The sequence below is a fragment of the Chryseobacterium lathyri genome (genome assembly GCF_030812195.1).
Classification (GTDB): domain Bacteria; phylum Bacteroidota; class Bacteroidia; order Flavobacteriales; family Weeksellaceae; genus Chryseobacterium; species Chryseobacterium lathyri_A.
In genome coordinates, this window is sequence record NZ_JAUSSF010000001.1 from 1 (window position 1) to 16204 (window position 16204).

Annotated in this window: 15 protein-coding genes; 8 read left to right on the forward strand and 7 right to left on the reverse strand. The window is 38.1% G+C overall.

Features of this window, described 5'->3' with window-relative positions; translation table 11 throughout:
- Positions 1-314: 314 nt before the first annotated feature.
- The 4 genes from J2T03_RS00005 to J2T03_RS00020 all read right to left on the reverse strand — a co-directional run bounded on the left by J2T03_RS00005 (position 315) and on the right by J2T03_RS00020 (position 4493).
- Positions 315-1349 (reverse strand): phosphotransferase enzyme family protein, encoded by a 1035-nt coding sequence (locus tag J2T03_RS00005; RefSeq protein ID WP_307208714.1) that lies wholly within the window; start codon positions 1347-1349, stop codon positions 315-317.
- The gene (locus J2T03_RS00010; RefSeq protein ID WP_307208715.1) at positions 1340-2245 is read right to left on the reverse strand and encodes a sugar phosphate nucleotidyltransferase; all 906 of its coding nucleotides are present in this window, start codon (positions 2243-2245) and stop codon (positions 1340-1342) included. The genes J2T03_RS00005 and J2T03_RS00010 overlap by 10 nt, the downstream gene beginning before the upstream one ends.
- Complete coding sequence (locus tag J2T03_RS00015) at positions 2235-3632, reverse strand: Gfo/Idh/MocA family protein (RefSeq protein WP_307208717.1); 1398 nt, start codon at positions 3630-3632, stop codon at positions 2235-2237. The genes J2T03_RS00010 and J2T03_RS00015 overlap by 11 nt, the downstream gene beginning before the upstream one ends.
- Before the next feature lie 168 nt (positions 3633-3800).
- Positions 3801-4493 (reverse strand): AIM24 family protein, encoded by a 693-nt coding sequence (locus J2T03_RS00020; RefSeq protein WP_306846318.1) that lies wholly within the window; start codon positions 4491-4493, stop codon positions 3801-3803.
- Between the two features lie 181 nt (positions 4494-4674).
- On the opposite strand from J2T03_RS00020, the gene queA reads away from it, so the two are divergent.
- The 5 genes from queA (at position 4675) to J2T03_RS00045 (ending at position 9820) form a co-directional block, all read left to right on the forward strand.
- The gene (gene queA, locus J2T03_RS00025) at positions 4675-5724 is read left to right on the forward strand and encodes a tRNA preQ1(34) S-adenosylmethionine ribosyltransferase-isomerase QueA (RefSeq protein ID WP_306846316.1); all 1050 of its coding nucleotides are present in this window, start codon (positions 4675-4677) and stop codon (positions 5722-5724) included.
- A gap of 76 nt (positions 5725-5800) precedes the next feature.
- Positions 5801-6835 (forward strand): 23S rRNA (adenine(2503)-C(2))-methyltransferase RlmN, encoded by a 1035-nt coding sequence (gene rlmN, locus J2T03_RS00030; protein ID WP_307208719.1) that lies wholly within the window; start codon positions 5801-5803, stop codon positions 6833-6835.
- 77 nt (positions 6836-6912) lie between these two features.
- Complete coding sequence (locus J2T03_RS00035) at positions 6913-7839, forward strand: sterol desaturase family protein (RefSeq protein WP_373426872.1); 927 nt, start codon at positions 6913-6915, stop codon at positions 7837-7839.
- Positions 7840-7890: 51 nt separating this feature from the next.
- A complete protein-coding gene (locus J2T03_RS00040; protein ID WP_307208720.1) occupies positions 7891-8769 on the forward strand; it encodes a hypothetical protein in 879 nt (292 codons plus the stop codon).
- Positions 8770-8842: 73 nt separating this feature from the next.
- Complete coding sequence (locus J2T03_RS00045; RefSeq protein WP_306846310.1) at positions 8843-9820, forward strand: polyprenyl synthetase family protein; 978 nt, start codon at positions 8843-8845, stop codon at positions 9818-9820.
- 53 nt (positions 9821-9873) lie between these two features.
- Here the strand turns inward: J2T03_RS00045 and J2T03_RS00050 are convergent, their stop codons facing one another.
- Both J2T03_RS00050 and J2T03_RS00055 read right to left on the reverse strand, forming a co-directional pair.
- A complete protein-coding gene (locus J2T03_RS00050) occupies positions 9874-10665 on the reverse strand; it encodes a hypothetical protein (protein ID WP_307208722.1) in 792 nt (263 codons plus the stop codon).
- A gap of 136 nt (positions 10666-10801) precedes the next feature.
- Positions 10802-11098 carry a hypothetical protein gene (locus tag J2T03_RS00055; RefSeq protein WP_306846306.1) on the reverse strand — a complete coding sequence of 99 codons (297 nt, stop codon included), beginning with the start codon at positions 11096-11098 and terminating at the stop codon, positions 10802-10804.
- A gap of 133 nt (positions 11099-11231) precedes the next feature.
- Between J2T03_RS00055 and J2T03_RS00060 the strand changes: the two genes are divergently transcribed.
- Both J2T03_RS00060 and J2T03_RS00065 read left to right on the forward strand, forming a co-directional pair.
- Complete coding sequence (locus J2T03_RS00060) at positions 11232-13664, forward strand: alpha-ketoacid dehydrogenase subunit alpha/beta (RefSeq protein ID WP_307208723.1); 2433 nt, start codon at positions 11232-11234, stop codon at positions 13662-13664.
- Between the two features lie 117 nt (positions 13665-13781).
- Positions 13782-14513, forward strand: coding sequence for a class I SAM-dependent methyltransferase (locus tag J2T03_RS00065; RefSeq protein ID WP_306846303.1), 732 nt, complete (start codon positions 13782-13784; stop codon positions 14511-14513).
- Positions 14514-14520: 7 nt separating this feature from the next.
- On the opposite strand, the gene J2T03_RS00070 is transcribed toward J2T03_RS00065, so the two are convergent.
- Complete coding sequence (locus tag J2T03_RS00070) at positions 14521-14907, reverse strand: winged helix-turn-helix transcriptional regulator (protein WP_306846301.1); 387 nt, start codon at positions 14905-14907, stop codon at positions 14521-14523.
- A 122-nt stretch (positions 14908-15029) separates the two neighbouring features.
- Between J2T03_RS00070 and J2T03_RS00075 the strand changes: the two genes are divergently transcribed.
- Positions 15030-16091: an NADH:flavin oxidoreductase gene (locus J2T03_RS00075; RefSeq protein WP_307208725.1), complete on the forward strand. Its 1062-nt coding sequence runs from the start codon at positions 15030-15032 to the stop codon at positions 16089-16091.
- The last annotated feature ends 113 nt before the right edge of the window (positions 16092-16204 follow it).

The following is a 16204-nucleotide window of genomic DNA, read 5'->3' on the forward strand; positions in this document are numbered from 1 at the left end:
ATCAAACCAAACTTACAATCATCACTCAAAAACAACAAACACAAAAAAAAAAAACACAAAAAACACCAAACCCACCCCGCCCCCCACCGGGGGGGGTGGGGGGGGGGGGGGGGGGGCCCCCCCCCCCCCCCCCCCCCGAAACCTACACCTGTCATTGCGAGCGCAGCATTGTGTTTATTTGTGAGAACTTTTGTGACTTTTGTGGTCATTAAAAGCATCAGAAACCTTATGCAATTAAGCAACTCAGCATATTTAAACTAAAAATTTCATAAACTCCAAGATCCGTGGCAATCTGTGAGATTCATGGGAAAAAATTAATCAACACGCAGGTATTTCCTTAATCCTTTCAGCAGCTCCAGCTGATTTTTCGTTCTGTCTAGATTATGGTCAGCATATTTCGTAGCATAGTATGAATTTCCATTCAGGTAATCAGTCAGAAAACGGATCGCCTGGATATAAATGACGGTTTGCGCAGCATAATCTAGGTTTTCAAGTTCCTCAAAATTCAGTTTCCCCTTTAAATACAGTAGAAACCCCTCTTTTACGGTTCTGTAAATTTGTGGGTTAAAATTGTCTCCGGCATTTCCATCATCCTCATCCAGAGTATTGGTATAAGATCTGGCCATATCACCGAAATCATACAGAATCGTGGAAACCGTTACCGTATCCAGGTCGATAACAGCAAGGGGTCTTGAATTTTTATCAAAAAGGATGTTCCTTACATTGGGATCTCCGTGTATGATCCTTTTTGGCAACAGACCGTTTTTTTCCATTTCGATCCATTTTTGCGGAAGAAAAAGCAGCTCATTCATTGTTTCGATTTCCGGTTCAGCATTTTTCAGCAGATTTTCATTTGCATATCGTAAAGATGTTTGGTAATCCACGATCCTTTTTTCAAAATTAATAAAATCAGGAATTGGGGACTGAATGTCCGGAAGCTGTTCAGGATTTACCATATTTAAAAAACATCCTACAGCCTTTGCAGATTCATAGGCGGTTTTGAGATCGGGGATCCTAAAGAAAGTTCTTGTATCATCAATAAAGCTGAGCATTCTCCACGATTCTCCTTCTTCATCTTTCACGATAAAATCTCCATTTAACGTTGATTTTGGTATGACCGGCTGTAGCGGATAGTTTCCGTTTTCCAGCATTGTGTTGATTAAGATATGATTTCTGGTAATGACTTCCGGAAACTTAAAAACCTGAGTATTTATTTTTTGAAGAATAAATTTTTCCTCAGAATCAGGGTTTTCAACGAAATAGGTCGTATTGATTAACCCATTCGTAATAGGAGTGATTGTACAGTTTTCAGTTCCGGTAAATCCGGCAACAACTTGTTTTAATTCCATAGATCTTCAGGATATCTGTTTTTTTTGATCTCTGACGCCAGAAAATCTTTAATACTGCTTTTATCATCTGCATAGGTAACCCCCATCCATTGCGAAGGAGAGACTTTTACCAATACTTTTGCTTTTTTCTCATGAATCATTCTCTGTATGGCTGAAGGAATGTAAAACTCTTGCAATAACCCTGGATCTGATTTTATAAAATCATTAAAATAAATTTCAAGAGCATTAAAAATCTCCGGATGAAAAATGAAAAAATTCATAGATATCAGCGTATCGGGAGATATTTCTGTATTTTTTCCTTTTTCAGTATACATAATCAGATTGCCTTCCTTCCGAATAGAAGTTTGTTCCTCTATTTTTTCGAGATAATTTTCAGCATCTAAGGTACATATTCCTCTGGCTACATTTCCATTTCCGCTTAAAGTAGGTTCTACCGTGTAGGCAACCATTCCGAACTGCGATCCTGAAATATGCATATCAATCTCTTCAGCTGCCAGCTGATATGTTTCTTTTCCGTAAAAATCATCGGCATTGATCATGACAAAAGGTCCCTGTACAACATTTTTTGCACAGAGAACAGCATGCCCGGTTCCCCAAGGTTTTTCTCTTTCTGCGAAGTCGAAATTCTGAGGCACAAAACTTTTTTTTTCCTGATATACCCAATGAAGTTCAAAGCCTACTTTTCCGGATATGGTATTTAATCTGTCAATATAATTTTGAGGAATCAGCCTGTTCACAATGATAATGACTTTGCTGAAACCGGCTTCCAATGCATCATATATGGAATATTCCAGGATTGGTGAGCCATTGTCCAATATTCCGTCTATCTGTTTCAGGCCTTTGTAACGGCTTCCCAGGCCACCTGCTAATATGAGGAGTGTTTTTTTAGAATTCATCGGTCATTCCGAATACAGGTTTGCGGGTCTTCCATTTTCCATTGGTAAAATCCGGGATATCTACCACCTGGCCGCCTTTGGCAATAGATTCCTCGCTGAGTGGTGTGATAGAATACCATAAAGCAAGATCATATACATCCATCGGGAATTCTATATTTCGCTTGATACATTCAATAAAAGTATTCATGACAAAGAAATCCATTCCGCCATGACCGGCACCTGCAGCTGTGTTTTCAAATTTTTTCCACATCGGATGATCAAATTCTTTCATCCATTTTTCCGTATTTTCCCATCGGTGGCTGTGATTCATTGTTTTTTCAAAATAGATATGACCCTGGTTGAAATCTCCCCAGCCGAAATCCTGCCACAAACCTTCCGTTCCCTGTACCCTGAATCCAAGATCATAAGGTCTCTGTAAACTTGTATCATGGGTTAAAAGGATGGTTTCGCCATTCGCACAGGCAATCTGTGTCGTCACAATATCTCCCTGATTGAATTTTACCTTTGCATTCGGATGATTTTCTCCGCCTTTAGGATGCTCCACAATATATTTATGAAGCCCGACAGACTTTGAAGAGAATGATGAAAGTCTGGTCAGTCGATTTCCTCGGTTAATATCCATCATAACCGCCACTGGGCCTAATCCGTGGGTAGGATAGAGCTCACCGTTACGTTTTACATAATGTTCCGTTCTCCAATGTGCTTCACTGAATCCTTTTTCTCCGAACTCAGCACCTGAATTATAAGGCGTAATACCATCATTAAAAAGAACTCCTCTCAAATCATGCTGATAACCGCCTCTTCCGTGAACCAGCTCGCCGAACATCCCTTTACGGACCATATTCAGAACAGCCATGAGATCTCTTCTGTAGCACACATTCTCCATCATGAAAATAGGAACCTTTGTTTCCTCATACACTTTTACAAACTCCCAGCAGTCCTGCAGCTTTATCGCTCCGGAAACCTCCATACCTACGATCTTCTTAGCTCTCATCGCTTCCGTTCCCTGTGGAAGATGCCATTCCCATGGAGTAGCGATCACTACGGCATCAATGGTTTTTAATTTTAAAAGATTCCGGTAATCATACTCGCCGTTTGAAAATTCCTGGGCAGCAGATTTATTATTGTCTTTTAATATTTTCTGCGATGCAGCAAGCATTCTTTTATCAGGATCTGCAAAAGCGATAATCTCTACATCATTCCGTTTCGCTAGCAGTTTTACATGTTCCTGTCCGCGGAGTCCTACGCCAATAAAACCGACACGGATTTTTTTATCTGATTTAAAATCATTGGAGTAAGCAAATAAGGAATTAGGTAAAACCAATGCTCCAAAGCTTGCCAGGGCAGCGGTCTTAAGAAAGTTTCTACGTGAAGAGGTGGTGTCCATTAAATTTTTTCCTAAATATATTAAAAAGTTGCGAGGTGTAAGATATGGGAAGACTATGGATGCGGGATTTAACGGTAGATAACTTGAGAATGTACTGCTCTTGATGAAATAAAAAAAACAGCTGCTCAGTGAAGAACAGCTGTTTACAATCATCAATTTTTTAATGTATTATTTTTCTGTGAAATATACTTCTTCATACGGCTGAATTAGTACCCATCCGTTTCCTGAGAACTTCATCTGGAATTCTTCGCCGCTTCCTCTCCCGATAAGGCTTTTGAAAGAAACATTGGTTTTCAGATCAGGACTTAGGTTACCAGACCATGCCACAGTAGCATTAGGGTCTGTGAAAACAGGATTGTCCGGAGTTACCATCAGAGTCAATGGTTCACCGTGTGTTGTTATTGCAATGTGTCCGGTTCCGGAAAGTTTTACCTGAAAAAGACCACCGGCCATCATTCCGGCAACGCTTTTAAGCATAGTGATATCACTTTTTATACTTTGCTCGTGGGCCAGTACGTCATTTCCGTTTACACATACCGATTCATTGTTCAGATAAAGTATACGTACTTTCTTTCCGGCATCTGCCACATAGAGTTTGCCGTTTCCTTCTGCTTTCATCAGTTTGGATCCTTCACCGCTGATCGCTTTCTTTAAAAGGTTACCGATACCTCCTGCCAGCATTCCCTGTCTTTCGAAGTTGATGCCTCCTACATAGCCTACCATACTTCCTCTTTTGGTCCAAACCGCCTGATTGTTGAGGTTGATTTCCAACATGTGGGGAGTTTCAAGCTCAAAATAATCTCTTTGCTGTGGATTTTCTTTAGTTTCGTTGACAAAAGCTTCCAATGAATATTTGCTCATAGTGTAAATTTTTTTTAATATTTCCAAAAATAATCTTTTTTTCCTTCATAGATCACCGTAGAATCCCGGTTTTTAATTTGATTTTAAATAATACTTGACAATGGGGTATCGAATGTCGTATATTTGCACACCGAAAATTACACATGTAATTTGAATAATTTTTAAACCGTAATTTAAAAAAATGAAAACATCAGATTTTAATTTTGATCTTCCTGCGGAATTATTAGCAGAACACCCATCTGAACACAGAGACGAAGCCAGATTAATGGTTCTTAACAGAAAAACAGAAACTATTGAGCATAAGCTGTTTAAAGATGTTGTGGATTATTTCGATGAGAAAGATCTATTCATTTTCAATAATACTAAAGTTTTCCCTGCGCGCCTTTATGGAAATAAAGAAAAAACAGGTGCCAAAATTGAAGTTTTCCTTTTAAGAGAGCTGGATAAAGAAACCAGAGTATGGGATGTTCTAGTAGATCCCGCAAGAAAAATAAGAATCGGTAACAAATTATTCTTTACTGAAGATGAATCTTTGGTCGCTGAAGTAATTGATAACACAACTTCAAGAGGAAGAACGTTAAGATTCTTATTTGATGGTTCTTATGACGAATTCAGAACAAAACTGAAGGAATTAGGAGAAACTCCACTTCCAAAATATATCAAAAGAGCAGTAGAGCCGGAAGATGCAGAAAGATACCAAACGATCTATGCAAAAATAGAAGGAGCGGTTGCTGCCCCTACAGCAGGTCTTCACTTCTCCAAACATCTGATGAAGAAATTGGAGATCAAAGGAATTGATTTCGCTGAAGTAACGCTTCACGTTGGTTTAGGAACTTTCAACCCGATTGAGGTGGAAGATCTTTCCAAGCACAAAATGGAGTCTGAAGAAATCATCATCGATGAGAAAAATGCTGATATCATCAATAAAGCGGTAGATGCTCACAGAAGAGTTTGTGCAGTAGGTACTACAACGATGAGAGCATTGGAAACTTCTGTTTCTTCAAACAGAAAAATATCTGCATTCAACGGTTGGACGAATAAGTTCATTTATCCGCCTCACGATTTTGGTGTTGCGAACTCAATGATCACCAACTTCCACACGCCGAAATCCACATTATTGATGATGATTGCTGCATTTGCCGGAAAAGATTTCATCATGCATGCTTATGAAGAAGCCGTAAAAGAAAAGTATAAATTCTATTCTTACGGTGACGCCATGTTAATCCTATAAAAAGATAATAGGTAACAGGCTGCAGGTAATAGTTTATCTGCAGCCTGCAACCTAGATCTGCAACCTAACATCTACAATGAAAGATATCCGAGTTTTATCACTAGACCAGCTTAAAGACTATTTTTTGACTTTAGGGGAAAAACCGTTTCGTGCGAAGCAGGTTTATGACTGGTTATGGAGTAAAAACCTCCATTCGATTGATGAAATGACGAATCTTTCGAAATCTCTCCGCGAAAAAATTTCCGAAGAATATACCATTAACCCCGTTTCTGTGGACCAGCTTCAGAGAAGCAAAGACGGAACCATCAAAAATGGTGTGAAGCTTCATGACGGACTACTGGTGGAATCTGTTCTTATCCCTACAGAAACAAGAACCACAGCCTGCGTTTCCTCACAGGTGGGATGTTCATTAAACTGCGAATTCTGTGCAACGGCAAGGCTCAAAAGAATGAGAAACCTTGAAGTAGCCGAGATCGTAGACCAGGTGGCTCTGATCGACAGCCAAAGCAAAATGTATTTTAACAGACCGCTTTCCAATATCGTTTTTATGGGAATGGGAGAGCCGATGATGAATTACAAAAATGTAGTGGAAGCCATCAGAAAAATTACCCAGCGGGAAGGTTTGGGGATGTCCCCAAGAAGGATTACTGTTTCTACATCCGGAATTCCGAAAATGATCAAAATGCTGGCAGACGATGAACTTCGTGTAAAACTGGCGCTTTCGCTTCACTCTGCTATTGAGTCCAAACGTAACGAAATCATGCCTTTTTCAGATAAATTTCCGTTGACGGATATTATGGAGGCTCTTCAGTACTGGTATCAAAAAACGGGTTCTGTCATTACCTTTGAATATTGTGTATGGAAAGGAATCAATGATGGGGATGAAGATATCAAAGCTCTGATCAGATACTGCAAACAGGTTCCTTCCAAAGTGAATCTTATCCAGTATAACCCTATCGGGGACGGAAAATATGACCAATGTAATAAGCAGGCGGAAGATAATTATGTACGTCAGCTGGAAAATGCTGGGATCACTGTAATGATCAGAAAAAGCCGCGGTGGAGACATCGATGCGGCCTGTGGGCAGCTGGCCAATAAAACGACGGATTAAAATTTCCTTAAAAAATTCAAAACTTTTCTTCATAATTTCCCGAAATCCTACCTTTACATAAAGTAAAAAAGTTTATTATGGACTTCTTTATGAGCGAGGATGGTTTGGAAAACGTTTACGCATGGGCTATTCCGTTTCATGCTGCTGTTATTTTGGCTGAAATGATCTACAGTCACATTTCTGAAGCTAAATTGTACAACGGAAAGGATGTGGCAACAAGCGTTTACCTTGCACTGATGAACTTTGGTCTGGACCTGATCATGAAGACTTTTGCGATGGGAGTGATGTTTTTCTTCTATAATCACAGGTTTTTCACATGGGATTTTACGGTTTGGTATTGGCTCATCTGTTTTATCATTACAGATTTTGCCTATTATGTGCTTCATTATGTAGATCATCATTCCCGGGCATTCTGGGCAGTTCATATTACTCATCACAATTCAGAATATTTCAACCTTACAATAGGTTTTAGAAGTCCTGTACTGCAACCGCTGTACAGGTATCTTTATTTTTCTCCGCTTGCTTTTTTAGGTTTTAATCCGTGGCATATTATGGTGGTTTATGCAATAGGGCAGGTGTACGGAACCTGGGTGCATACACAGACTGTAAAAAAAATGGGCATTTTGGAATATATCCTGGTTACTCCTTCACATCATAGGGTACATCATGCCTGCAATATCAAATATCTGGACCGGAATATGGGAATGTGCCTGATCATCTGGGACAAGATTTTCGGAACCTTCGAAAAAGAAGATCCGAGTGTACCTGTAAAATATGGAATTTATCCAAAAATGCCGGACAATAAGCCAGGCACTGTTCTTCTCTATGAATGGAGAAAAATCTGGAAAGATATCAGGCAGCCGGGACTGAAATTTTCCGATCGGATCAATTATATTTTTAACTCCCCGGGCTGGAGACATGATGGTACAGGAAAAACAGTAAGACAATATCAGAAAGATTATTTAAATAAGCAGAAGCAAAAAGCAAAAATGAAATCTGCCTGATACTTTTCAGTAAAAGTTCTCCAATTATCTATAAACGTTTATTTTTGTTCTATGAAAAAGTTCATTCTTCTCATAGCTGTTATCATCTTTCAGTTTTCATTTTCGCAGCAGACGGAATTTTTAAAAATTAGAAAATACAGACTCGGTTATTTGGATGATAAAATCCGGGAAACATCAGGATTGGATATTTTGAATGGTAAGTTGTATACATTCAATGACAGCGGCAATGCTCCGGAACTTTTTGAATTGGATGAAGCTTTCGGCAATATCAAAAATACACTGACAATCCATGCTAAAAATAATGACTGGGAGGCTTTGACTAATGACGGAAAGAATTTCTACATCGGGGATTTCGGCAATAACGGAGGAACAAGAAGAGATCTGGAAATCTATAAACTGCCTTTTGAAAACGGCGGTGTAAAGAATGATTCCATTATGAAAATATCATTTTATTATCCGGAACAGATGGAATTCATCCCAAAATATACAAAGAGTGATTTTGATGCCGAAGCGATGATCTATCTGAACGGAAAGTTGCACCTGTTTACCAAAGAATGGAAATCAAAATCAACTTCTCATTATATGGTTGATCCTGTAATATCTGAAAAGCAAAAAGCAGAGAAAACAGAATCTTATAAAACTAATTTTGTGGTAACTGATGCTGCTTATTTTAACAGAAAGCTTTATCTGGTAGGCTATACCAAGAAAACGGAAGTCTTTCTGAATATTTTTACGGAAACAGAATCCGGCATTTTTTTTAAAGAAAAACCTAAACATTATTATTTGGGCAGCGCTTTGGCGGTAGGGCAGATTGAGGGCATTGCTGTAGATGAATCGGGAATCTATATTTCTGGGGAAAAATTCAGGTCGGGATTGGGTACTTCACAGCCGTCGCTCTATTTTATTCCAAATGAAGAACTCAAAGATTAATTTTGTCCTGAAATTGCGTGAAAAAAATTATCTTTGTGAGAATTAATAAGTATTTACCTTTCATTCACAGATTTTGGCAAACATCGTAGAAGAAATCAAACGACCGATCAATGAGGAAATGAAACTTTTCGAGCAGAAGTTTTATGAATCGATGCAGAGCAAAGTGCCTTTATTGGATAAAGTAACGCGTTTTATTGTTACTACTAAAGGAAAGCAGATGCGTCCAATGTTTGTATTCCTTTGTGCAAAGCTGATAGGGGATGTCAATGAAAAAACGTACCGCGGGGCTTCCATGATTGAACTGATTCATACGGCAACTCTTGTACATGATGATGTGGTAGATGAAAGCTTCAAACGTCGTAATTTCTTTTCAATCAATGCTTTATGGAAAAATAAAATTGCGGTTTTAGTAGGAGACTATCTTTTGTCAAAATCTGTATTGCTTTCTACAGACCATAAAGATTATGATCTTTTGGGGGTGATTTCCAGAACGATCCGTGAAATGTCCGAAGGTGAGCTTTTGCAACTTGAAAAAGCCAGGAAACTGGATATTACCGAAGATGTTTATTATGAAATTATCCGTCAGAAAACAGCCACTCTAATTGCTGCCTGTTGCGAAATAGGCGTTCTGTCCAACAATGCAGATGAAATTCTGGCTAAAAAAATGATGAATTTCGGAACCTATACGGGAATGGCTTTCCAGATCAAAGATGATCTTTTTGATTATCTGAGTTCCAATGTCATCGGGAAACCTGTTGGTATTGATATTAAGGAACAAAAAATGACACTTCCGCTGATCTATACCCTTAAAAATGCCGGTGAAAAAGATAGAAAATACTATTTCAATACCATAAAGCGATATAATAATGACCAAAAGCGGGTGAAAGAGCTTATAGAATTTGTAAAAAGTTCCGGTGGTATGGACTACGCTATAAAAGTTATGAAAGATTTTCAGCAGAAAGCCAAAGATATTCTCAATGAATTTCCGGATTCGGAACCTAAAAAATCCCTACATGTAATGCTGGATTATGTAATCGAAAGAAAATTTTAAGAATTTAAAATATAAATAAAAAAAGCGGAATGTGATAAGCATTCCGCTTTTTTTTATATTTTCTGAACCGTTACATTGGTAACGTTACCGCTTCCGGTACTTCCGGTTTCTGTAGACAGTACAGTACAGCTTTGGTTAGGCGCTGCCGTAAAACGGATTTGATAACCAGCAGTAGGAATTACCAGCATTGTTGTATAATTCATCAGTTCTCCTACTGTTGCAGAAGTTGTTGTTGCATTGTAATGGCTCCCCCTGCCTAAATAATTGGCATCAGGATTAGGTCTTACTCCCAAAAGTAACTGTGTTCCTGCAGGTGCGTTAGCAAAACTGGCCTGTAATGTTATCAGGTAATTTCCTGGCTGATTGAAGGTTAAAACACCATTACTGGTATTATAATTGTAGAAAGGAGAAGTGGCCAGTGGAGTCGAGAATAATAAAGTGGTAATGGTAGAAGGAGTAAGATTTTGATTCGCTGTTAAACGGGCATGAAATAATGAATAAGCGGTGAAATCAATAGTCTTTAATACCCCGTTTGCATCGGCTACAACAATTCTGTCAACTCCTCCTGTCCCGATATTAGAGTTGATGGCCCGGATTCTTGCATTTCCAGAGCTGATATCTAATTTTTCAGTTGGGGAAATAGTCCCAATACCTATCTGACCTGAATTTGTTACAACAATGTCATTTGTCTGTTGAGCGGAAGAAGGGGCTCCTGTTGTTGGGTTATCTTTTGCTCCATCAATATGAAAGCTGGCCTGCGGGTTGCTTGTGCTTATACCTACTTGGGCGAATGTGTGCGTGCACAATGCAAAAATACTTGCAATTGCGAATAATGTTTTTTTCATTTGTTTTTTTACGAAATAATAATTTTCAGGAGCCAGAAGCCAAATATTATGCCATAAAATTAAAAAATATAAAAAAAATTAATCAATATACTATTTTGAAAGTATTTTTTTATATTTATAATCAAAATAAAATTGCTTAAATTATTTTTACAGTTACAATAATAACAGCCAGAACTATGCAAAATAAAGCGGTTAAAAATAAATAATCCGCAATAGCCTCAAACTTTATTTCCTGTTTTTCATTCTTCGACCTGATAGCCAGGAACGAAAAGAAACAGCTGCACGCAAAAAGAAGGCAGGCCAATCCGGCAAATTCATCCAGATAGGTGTTCTCACTGATTTTTGTAATTTTAAGGGAGGTGATAATAATCAGGGAAAAACCTAAAAGATTACTAGATGCATTCAGAATGTGGGGTGACTTTTTTTCCATCATCTACAATTTTTTACAATATAAAACACAATTCTTTTATTATCAAATTTTTAAAAAAGATTATTGAAAATTAAAATTAATTTAAAAATTGTATATTAGCGCCATACTTGAAGAATAAAAACTTTTATATCTAGCTATGCAGACAACCTATATTGAAACACAGCAAATTTCTTTCCAGGATTTTAAAAACCAGATACTTGAAGACTACAGGTTAGGAAAGATATCGCGTGAGATGTCTTATCTTGGAAGAAGAGAAGTGCTTACAGGAAAAGCTAAATTCGGAATTTTTGGGGATGGTAAGGAACTTCCTCAGTTGGCCATGGCGAAAGTTTTCAGAAATGGCGACTTCCGTTCAGGATATTACAGGGATCAGACTTTTGCATTAGCAGTAGATGCTTTAACGGTTGAAAGCTTTTTCGCACAGCTGTATGCAGACACCAGCGTTGAAAGAGAGCCGGCTTCAGCTGGAAGACAGATGAACGGGCATTTTGCCACAAGAAGCTTAAACAAAGACGGAAGCTGGAAAGATCTTACGGCACAGAAAAATATTTCTTCGGATATTTCCCCTACAGCAGGACAGATGCCTAGATTATTAGGATTGGCCCAAGCTTCTAAAGTGTATAAAAGTGTAAAATTTGAAGGTTCTGAAAAATTCTCAAAAGGAGGCAATGAAGTTGCTTTCGGAACAATTGGAGATGCTTCTACAGCAGAAGGACATTTCTGGGAAACGTTGAATGCTGCCTGTGCGCTTCAGGTTCCTATGATTGTTTCTATCTGGGATGATGGGTACGGGATTTCAGTTCCAACCAGAAACCAGAGAGCAAAAGCGGACATTGCTGAAATGCTAAGCGGCTTTCAGAGAAAAGAAGGGGAAAATCAGGGCTGTGAGATTATCCAGGTAAAAGCATGGGATTACCCTTCACTATTGGATGCTTATGCCAGAGCTGAACATTTTGCCAGAACTGAAAGTATTCCGGTTGTGGTTCATGTTATTGAAGTTACCCAACCTCAGGGACACTCCACTTCAGGATCTCATGAAAGATATAAAAATGAAGAGCGTCTTTCCTGGGAGGCAGATTTTGATGGTATGGTGAAATTCAAAGAATGGATCCTGAATTATTCAATCGAAATCGAAGGAAAAGAAGAAATTATTGCTTCAGCAGAAGAATTGGATACGATAGATGAAGAAGCTAAAAAAATAGTAAAAGCAGGTCAGAAGAATGCCTGGGATAATTACCAGAAGACCATTACTGATCTTATTCAGTCTGTTCTTCCATTAGTTGAAAATCTTAAAGGTCAGAACAGTGAAATAGAAGGGTATATTGCCCAGTTCAATAAATTGGTTTCCAAAGCTAAAAAAGATATTTTCCACCTGACGAGAAAAGCTTTATTGACAACAAGAGGAACTAATTCTGCAGAAAGAACCCAATTGATGCAGAAGTACAATGAAGTTTTTGAAACAGAAAAAGACAACTATTCTTCCCACTTATATTCACAGTCTCAGTGGAAAGCTGAAAACGTGAAAGAGATTCCTCCTGTGTTCTCGGATAATTCTGAGGAGGTAGACGGAAGAGTGGTGGTAAGAAATAATTTTGATAAAATTTTCGAAAAATATCCTGAAACCTTAGTATTTGGTGAAGATGCCGGAAATATCGGTGATGTGAACCAGGGACTAGAAGGAATGCAGGAAAAATACGGCGAAGTACGTGTAGCAGATACCGGAATCCGGGAAGCTACCATTCTTGGTCAGGGTATCGGTATGGCAATGAGAGGTCTGAGACCTATCGCCGAGATCCAATATCTGGATTATATTCTTTACTGTTTACAGGGAATGAGCGATGATCTGGCGACTGTTCAATACAGAACAAAAGGCGGTCAGAAAGCTCCGGTAATCATCAGAACCAGAGGCCACAGGCTGGAAGGTGTCTGGCATTCAGGTTCCCCAATGGCAGGAATTCTGAACCTTTCTAAAGGGATTCTGGTATTGGTGCCAAGAAACTTGACGAAAGCAGCCGGATTCTACAATACAATGCTTCAAAGTGATGATCCAGCAGTTATCGTTGAATGTCTGAACGGATACCGATTAAAAGAAAAGCAGCCTGATAACTTAGGTGAATTCACTGTTCCGGTAGGAAAAATTGAAGTGACAAAAGAAGGAAAAGATGTTACTCTGGTAACTTACGGTTCCACCTGGAGAATTGTAATGGATGCCGCAGAACAATTGGAAAAACTGGGAATCTCTGCAGAAGTTATTGATGTTCAATCCTTAATTCCTTTCGATTTAACGAATGAAATTGCTGAAAGCGTGAAGAGAACCAACAGATTGGTCGTAATCGACGAAGATGTGGAAGGCGGAACTTCAGCGTTTATTCTTCAGCAGATCCTTGAGAAGCAGAAAGCATTCAGATATCTGGATTCCGATCCGTTGACGATTGCTGCCAACGATCACAGACCTGCTTATGCAAGTGATGGAGATTATTTCAGCAAGCCATCTTCAGATGATATGGTAGAAAGAATCTACGCCATGTTCAATGAAACAAACCCTCAGAAATATCCTGCGATATTTTAATTGGGATTTTTAGATACAATTAAGCCGCTTTCAGAACTTCTGGAAGCGGTTTTTAGTTAAAATATGTTTCAAAAAATATAAATATGTACATTTGTGACTGAGTGTGATTTATATAACATGAAAATTACCAAACTTGTCATTTTGTTCAATTATCAAAAAATAGTATTAGGAGCCGTTGTATCATTTCTTCTTTTTCTATTATCATTTTGGTTTAATTCCGGCCTGCTTATTTTATTGTTAAGAATTTTAAGCGTTCTGATTGTTTTGAATATATTCGCTTCACTTATGGCTTCTTTTATTCTTTATGATAAGTCGGATTTATATGAGTTAAAAAGCTTAAACGGAATTGTTGACTTTGGAAAAGTAGAAAATGCAATTCTAATTCATGCTAGTTTTGATCCTTTATCAAAAAGATTGGAAAAGAAATATCCAAACTTAAATTTAACAGTTTGTGATATTTACGGAAATAGACACGAACACGAAAAAGGAATTAAAACCTCAAAAAAAATATTTCCAGCCAATCCTAAAGAAATAAAGATAATTCCCAATAAGTTGCCCTTTGAAAACAACTCTCAAGACCTAATTCTTGCTATAACAGCATTGCATGAAATTTTAGATCATGAACAGAGAGTTTTATTTTTTAAAGAAGCAAAAAGAGTTTTGAAAAATAATGGAGTAATAATTGTTTCAGAGCAATTTAGAGATGTAACCAATTTTCTTTTCTTTAGTATTGGAGCCTTTCACTTTTTAAGTCAGAAACAATGGAAGAAAGCTATTTCCAGCGCAGATTTACGAATAATTTCTAATCAAAAAATTACCCCTTTTGCAAATATGTTGATACTTAAATAAAGAATACCTAGACTTTGGCTTTCATTCTGTTTTCCTTATCCAATAAACTACAGTTTTTTTCAGAATTAAAATCTTCAGTCGTAAATTTCGCCTCCCATTCTTCCAGCAAATACAAAATCGGCAGCAAGGCCAGTCCCTTTTCTGTCAACGAATATTCAACCCTCGGAGGCAGCTCTTTAAACTCTTCTCTGATAATTAATCCGTCATTTTGCATTTCCTTTAACTGATCGGTCAGTACTTTTCTGGAGATCACATTAATTCGTACAGCTAGCTCTCCGAAACGTAGCTTACGGTCTTTAATCACCAAAACAATGATCGGTTTCCACTTGCTTCCCAGTGCAGACATTGCCTTACCTAAAGGACAGCTGTATTTCATCAGTTCATTCTTTACCATGCGTTACTTTTAAGTTACTAATGTAAGTTACTGCAAAGTTACCACTATTTTTTTGATAAAAGATACAAAAACAAACTATTATTAGTTACTTTGTGTAACAATTATAAAATACCAATTTAAAAATGAGTATAGAATCATTATTTAAACCGTTTGTTTACAAAAACCTGGAACTTAAAAACAGAATCGTAATGGCTCCTATGACCCGTGCACAGTCTGATAATGGAGTTCCTACCCAAAATATCGCAGAATACTATGCAAGAAGAGCAGCTTCAGAAGTTGGATTGATTCTTTCTGAAGGAACTGTAATCAACAGACCGTCGTCAAAAAATATGCAGAACATTCCTGATTTTTATGGAAGTGAGGCATTGTCAGGTTGGAAAAACGTGATCAATGCTGTTCACCAGAATGGTGGCAAAATGGGGCCGCAGATCTGGCATGTAGGAGATACAAGAATGTCTGAAGATTATCCGCTGGCTCCTATGGAGAAAGCTTCTACAATGACTTTAGAAGATGTTCAGGATACCATTGCACAGTTTGCTGCTTCTGCAAAATCTGCAAAAGATTTAGGTTTTGATGTTGTTGAGGTTCATGGAGCACACGGCTATCTTATCGATCAGTTCTTTTGGGGAGTAACCAATACAAGAACCGATGAATATGGCGGGAAAACCATTAAAGAAAGAAACCGTTTCGCAGTAGATGTGATTAAGGCTATCAGAGCTGCAGTAGGAGAGGATTTTACTATTATTCTTCGTCTTTCACAGTGGAAACAGCAGGATTACAACAGCAAATTGACTGCTAATCCAGCAGAAATGGAAGAATGGTTATTGCCATTAAAAGAAGCAGGAGTAGATATTTTCCATTGCTCGCAACGCCGTTTCTGGGAAGCAGAATTTGATGGTTCAGATTTAAATTTTGCAGGATGGGCAAAGAAAATTACAGGACAACCAACGATCACTGTAGGTTCTGTAGGATTGAAAGGAGATGTCATGGGCGCTTTTGCAGGCCAGGGAACTGAAAAAACCGATCTGACCGAACTGATCAGAAGACTGGACAATGAAGAATTTGATCTTGTTGCTGTAGGACGTGCACTTTTACAGGATCCTCAGTGGGTTCAAAAAATAAAAACCGGCAATACAGACGAGCTTCTTGATTTTTCAGCAGAAAGCATGGCAAAACTGTATTAAGATGGAAAGGTCAATGGTCAATAGTGAATTCGCTTCGCTGTCAATTTTTATTTTTGTTGAAATTAAGTGAATTGAGCATTCACTTGCGAAGCAAAATTGACCATTCACAAATT

What these genes read in the sequence shown, in the direction of transcription:
- J2T03_RS00040 (WP_307208720.1), top strand. Translation starts at nt 7,891, where the DNA reads ATGAAAAAGTTCATTCTTCTCATAGCTGTTATCATCTTTCAGTTTTCA.
- J2T03_RS00035 (WP_373426872.1), top strand. Translation starts at nt 6,913, where the DNA reads ATGGACTTCTTTATGAGCGAGGATGGTTTGGAAAACGTTTACGCATGG.
- J2T03_RS00015 (WP_307208717.1), bottom strand. Translation starts at nt 3,632, where the DNA reads ATGGACACCACCTCTTCACGTAGAAACTTTCTTAAGACCGCTGCCCTG.
- J2T03_RS00020 (WP_306846318.1), bottom strand. Translation starts at nt 4,493, where the DNA reads ATGAGCAAATATTCATTGGAAGCTTTTGTCAACGAAACTAAAGAAAAT.
- J2T03_RS00065 (WP_306846303.1), top strand. Translation starts at nt 13,782, where the DNA reads ATGAAAATTACCAAACTTGTCATTTTGTTCAATTATCAAAAAATAGTA.
- rlmN (WP_307208719.1), top strand. Translation starts at nt 5,801, where the DNA reads ATGAAAGATATCCGAGTTTTATCACTAGACCAGCTTAAAGACTATTTT.
- queA (WP_306846316.1), top strand. Translation starts at nt 4,675, where the DNA reads ATGAAAACATCAGATTTTAATTTTGATCTTCCTGCGGAATTATTAGCA.
- J2T03_RS00075 (WP_307208725.1), top strand. Translation starts at nt 15,030, where the DNA reads ATGAGTATAGAATCATTATTTAAACCGTTTGTTTACAAAAACCTGGAA.
- J2T03_RS00050 (WP_307208722.1), bottom strand. Translation starts at nt 10,665, where the DNA reads ATGAAAAAAACATTATTCGCAATTGCAAGTATTTTTGCATTGTGCACG.
- J2T03_RS00060 (WP_307208723.1), top strand. Translation starts at nt 11,232, where the DNA reads ATGCAGACAACCTATATTGAAACACAGCAAATTTCTTTCCAGGATTTT.
- J2T03_RS00055 (WP_306846306.1), bottom strand. Translation starts at nt 11,098, where the DNA reads ATGATGGAAAAAAAGTCACCCCACATTCTGAATGCATCTAGTAATCTT.
- J2T03_RS00005 (WP_307208714.1), bottom strand. Translation starts at nt 1,349, where the DNA reads ATGGAATTAAAACAAGTTGTTGCCGGATTTACCGGAACTGAAAACTGT.
- J2T03_RS00070 (WP_306846301.1), bottom strand. Translation starts at nt 14,907, where the DNA reads ATGGTAAAGAATGAACTGATGAAATACAGCTGTCCTTTAGGTAAGGCA.
- J2T03_RS00010 (WP_307208715.1), bottom strand. Translation starts at nt 2,245, where the DNA reads ATGAATTCTAAAAAAACACTCCTCATATTAGCAGGTGGCCTGGGAAGC.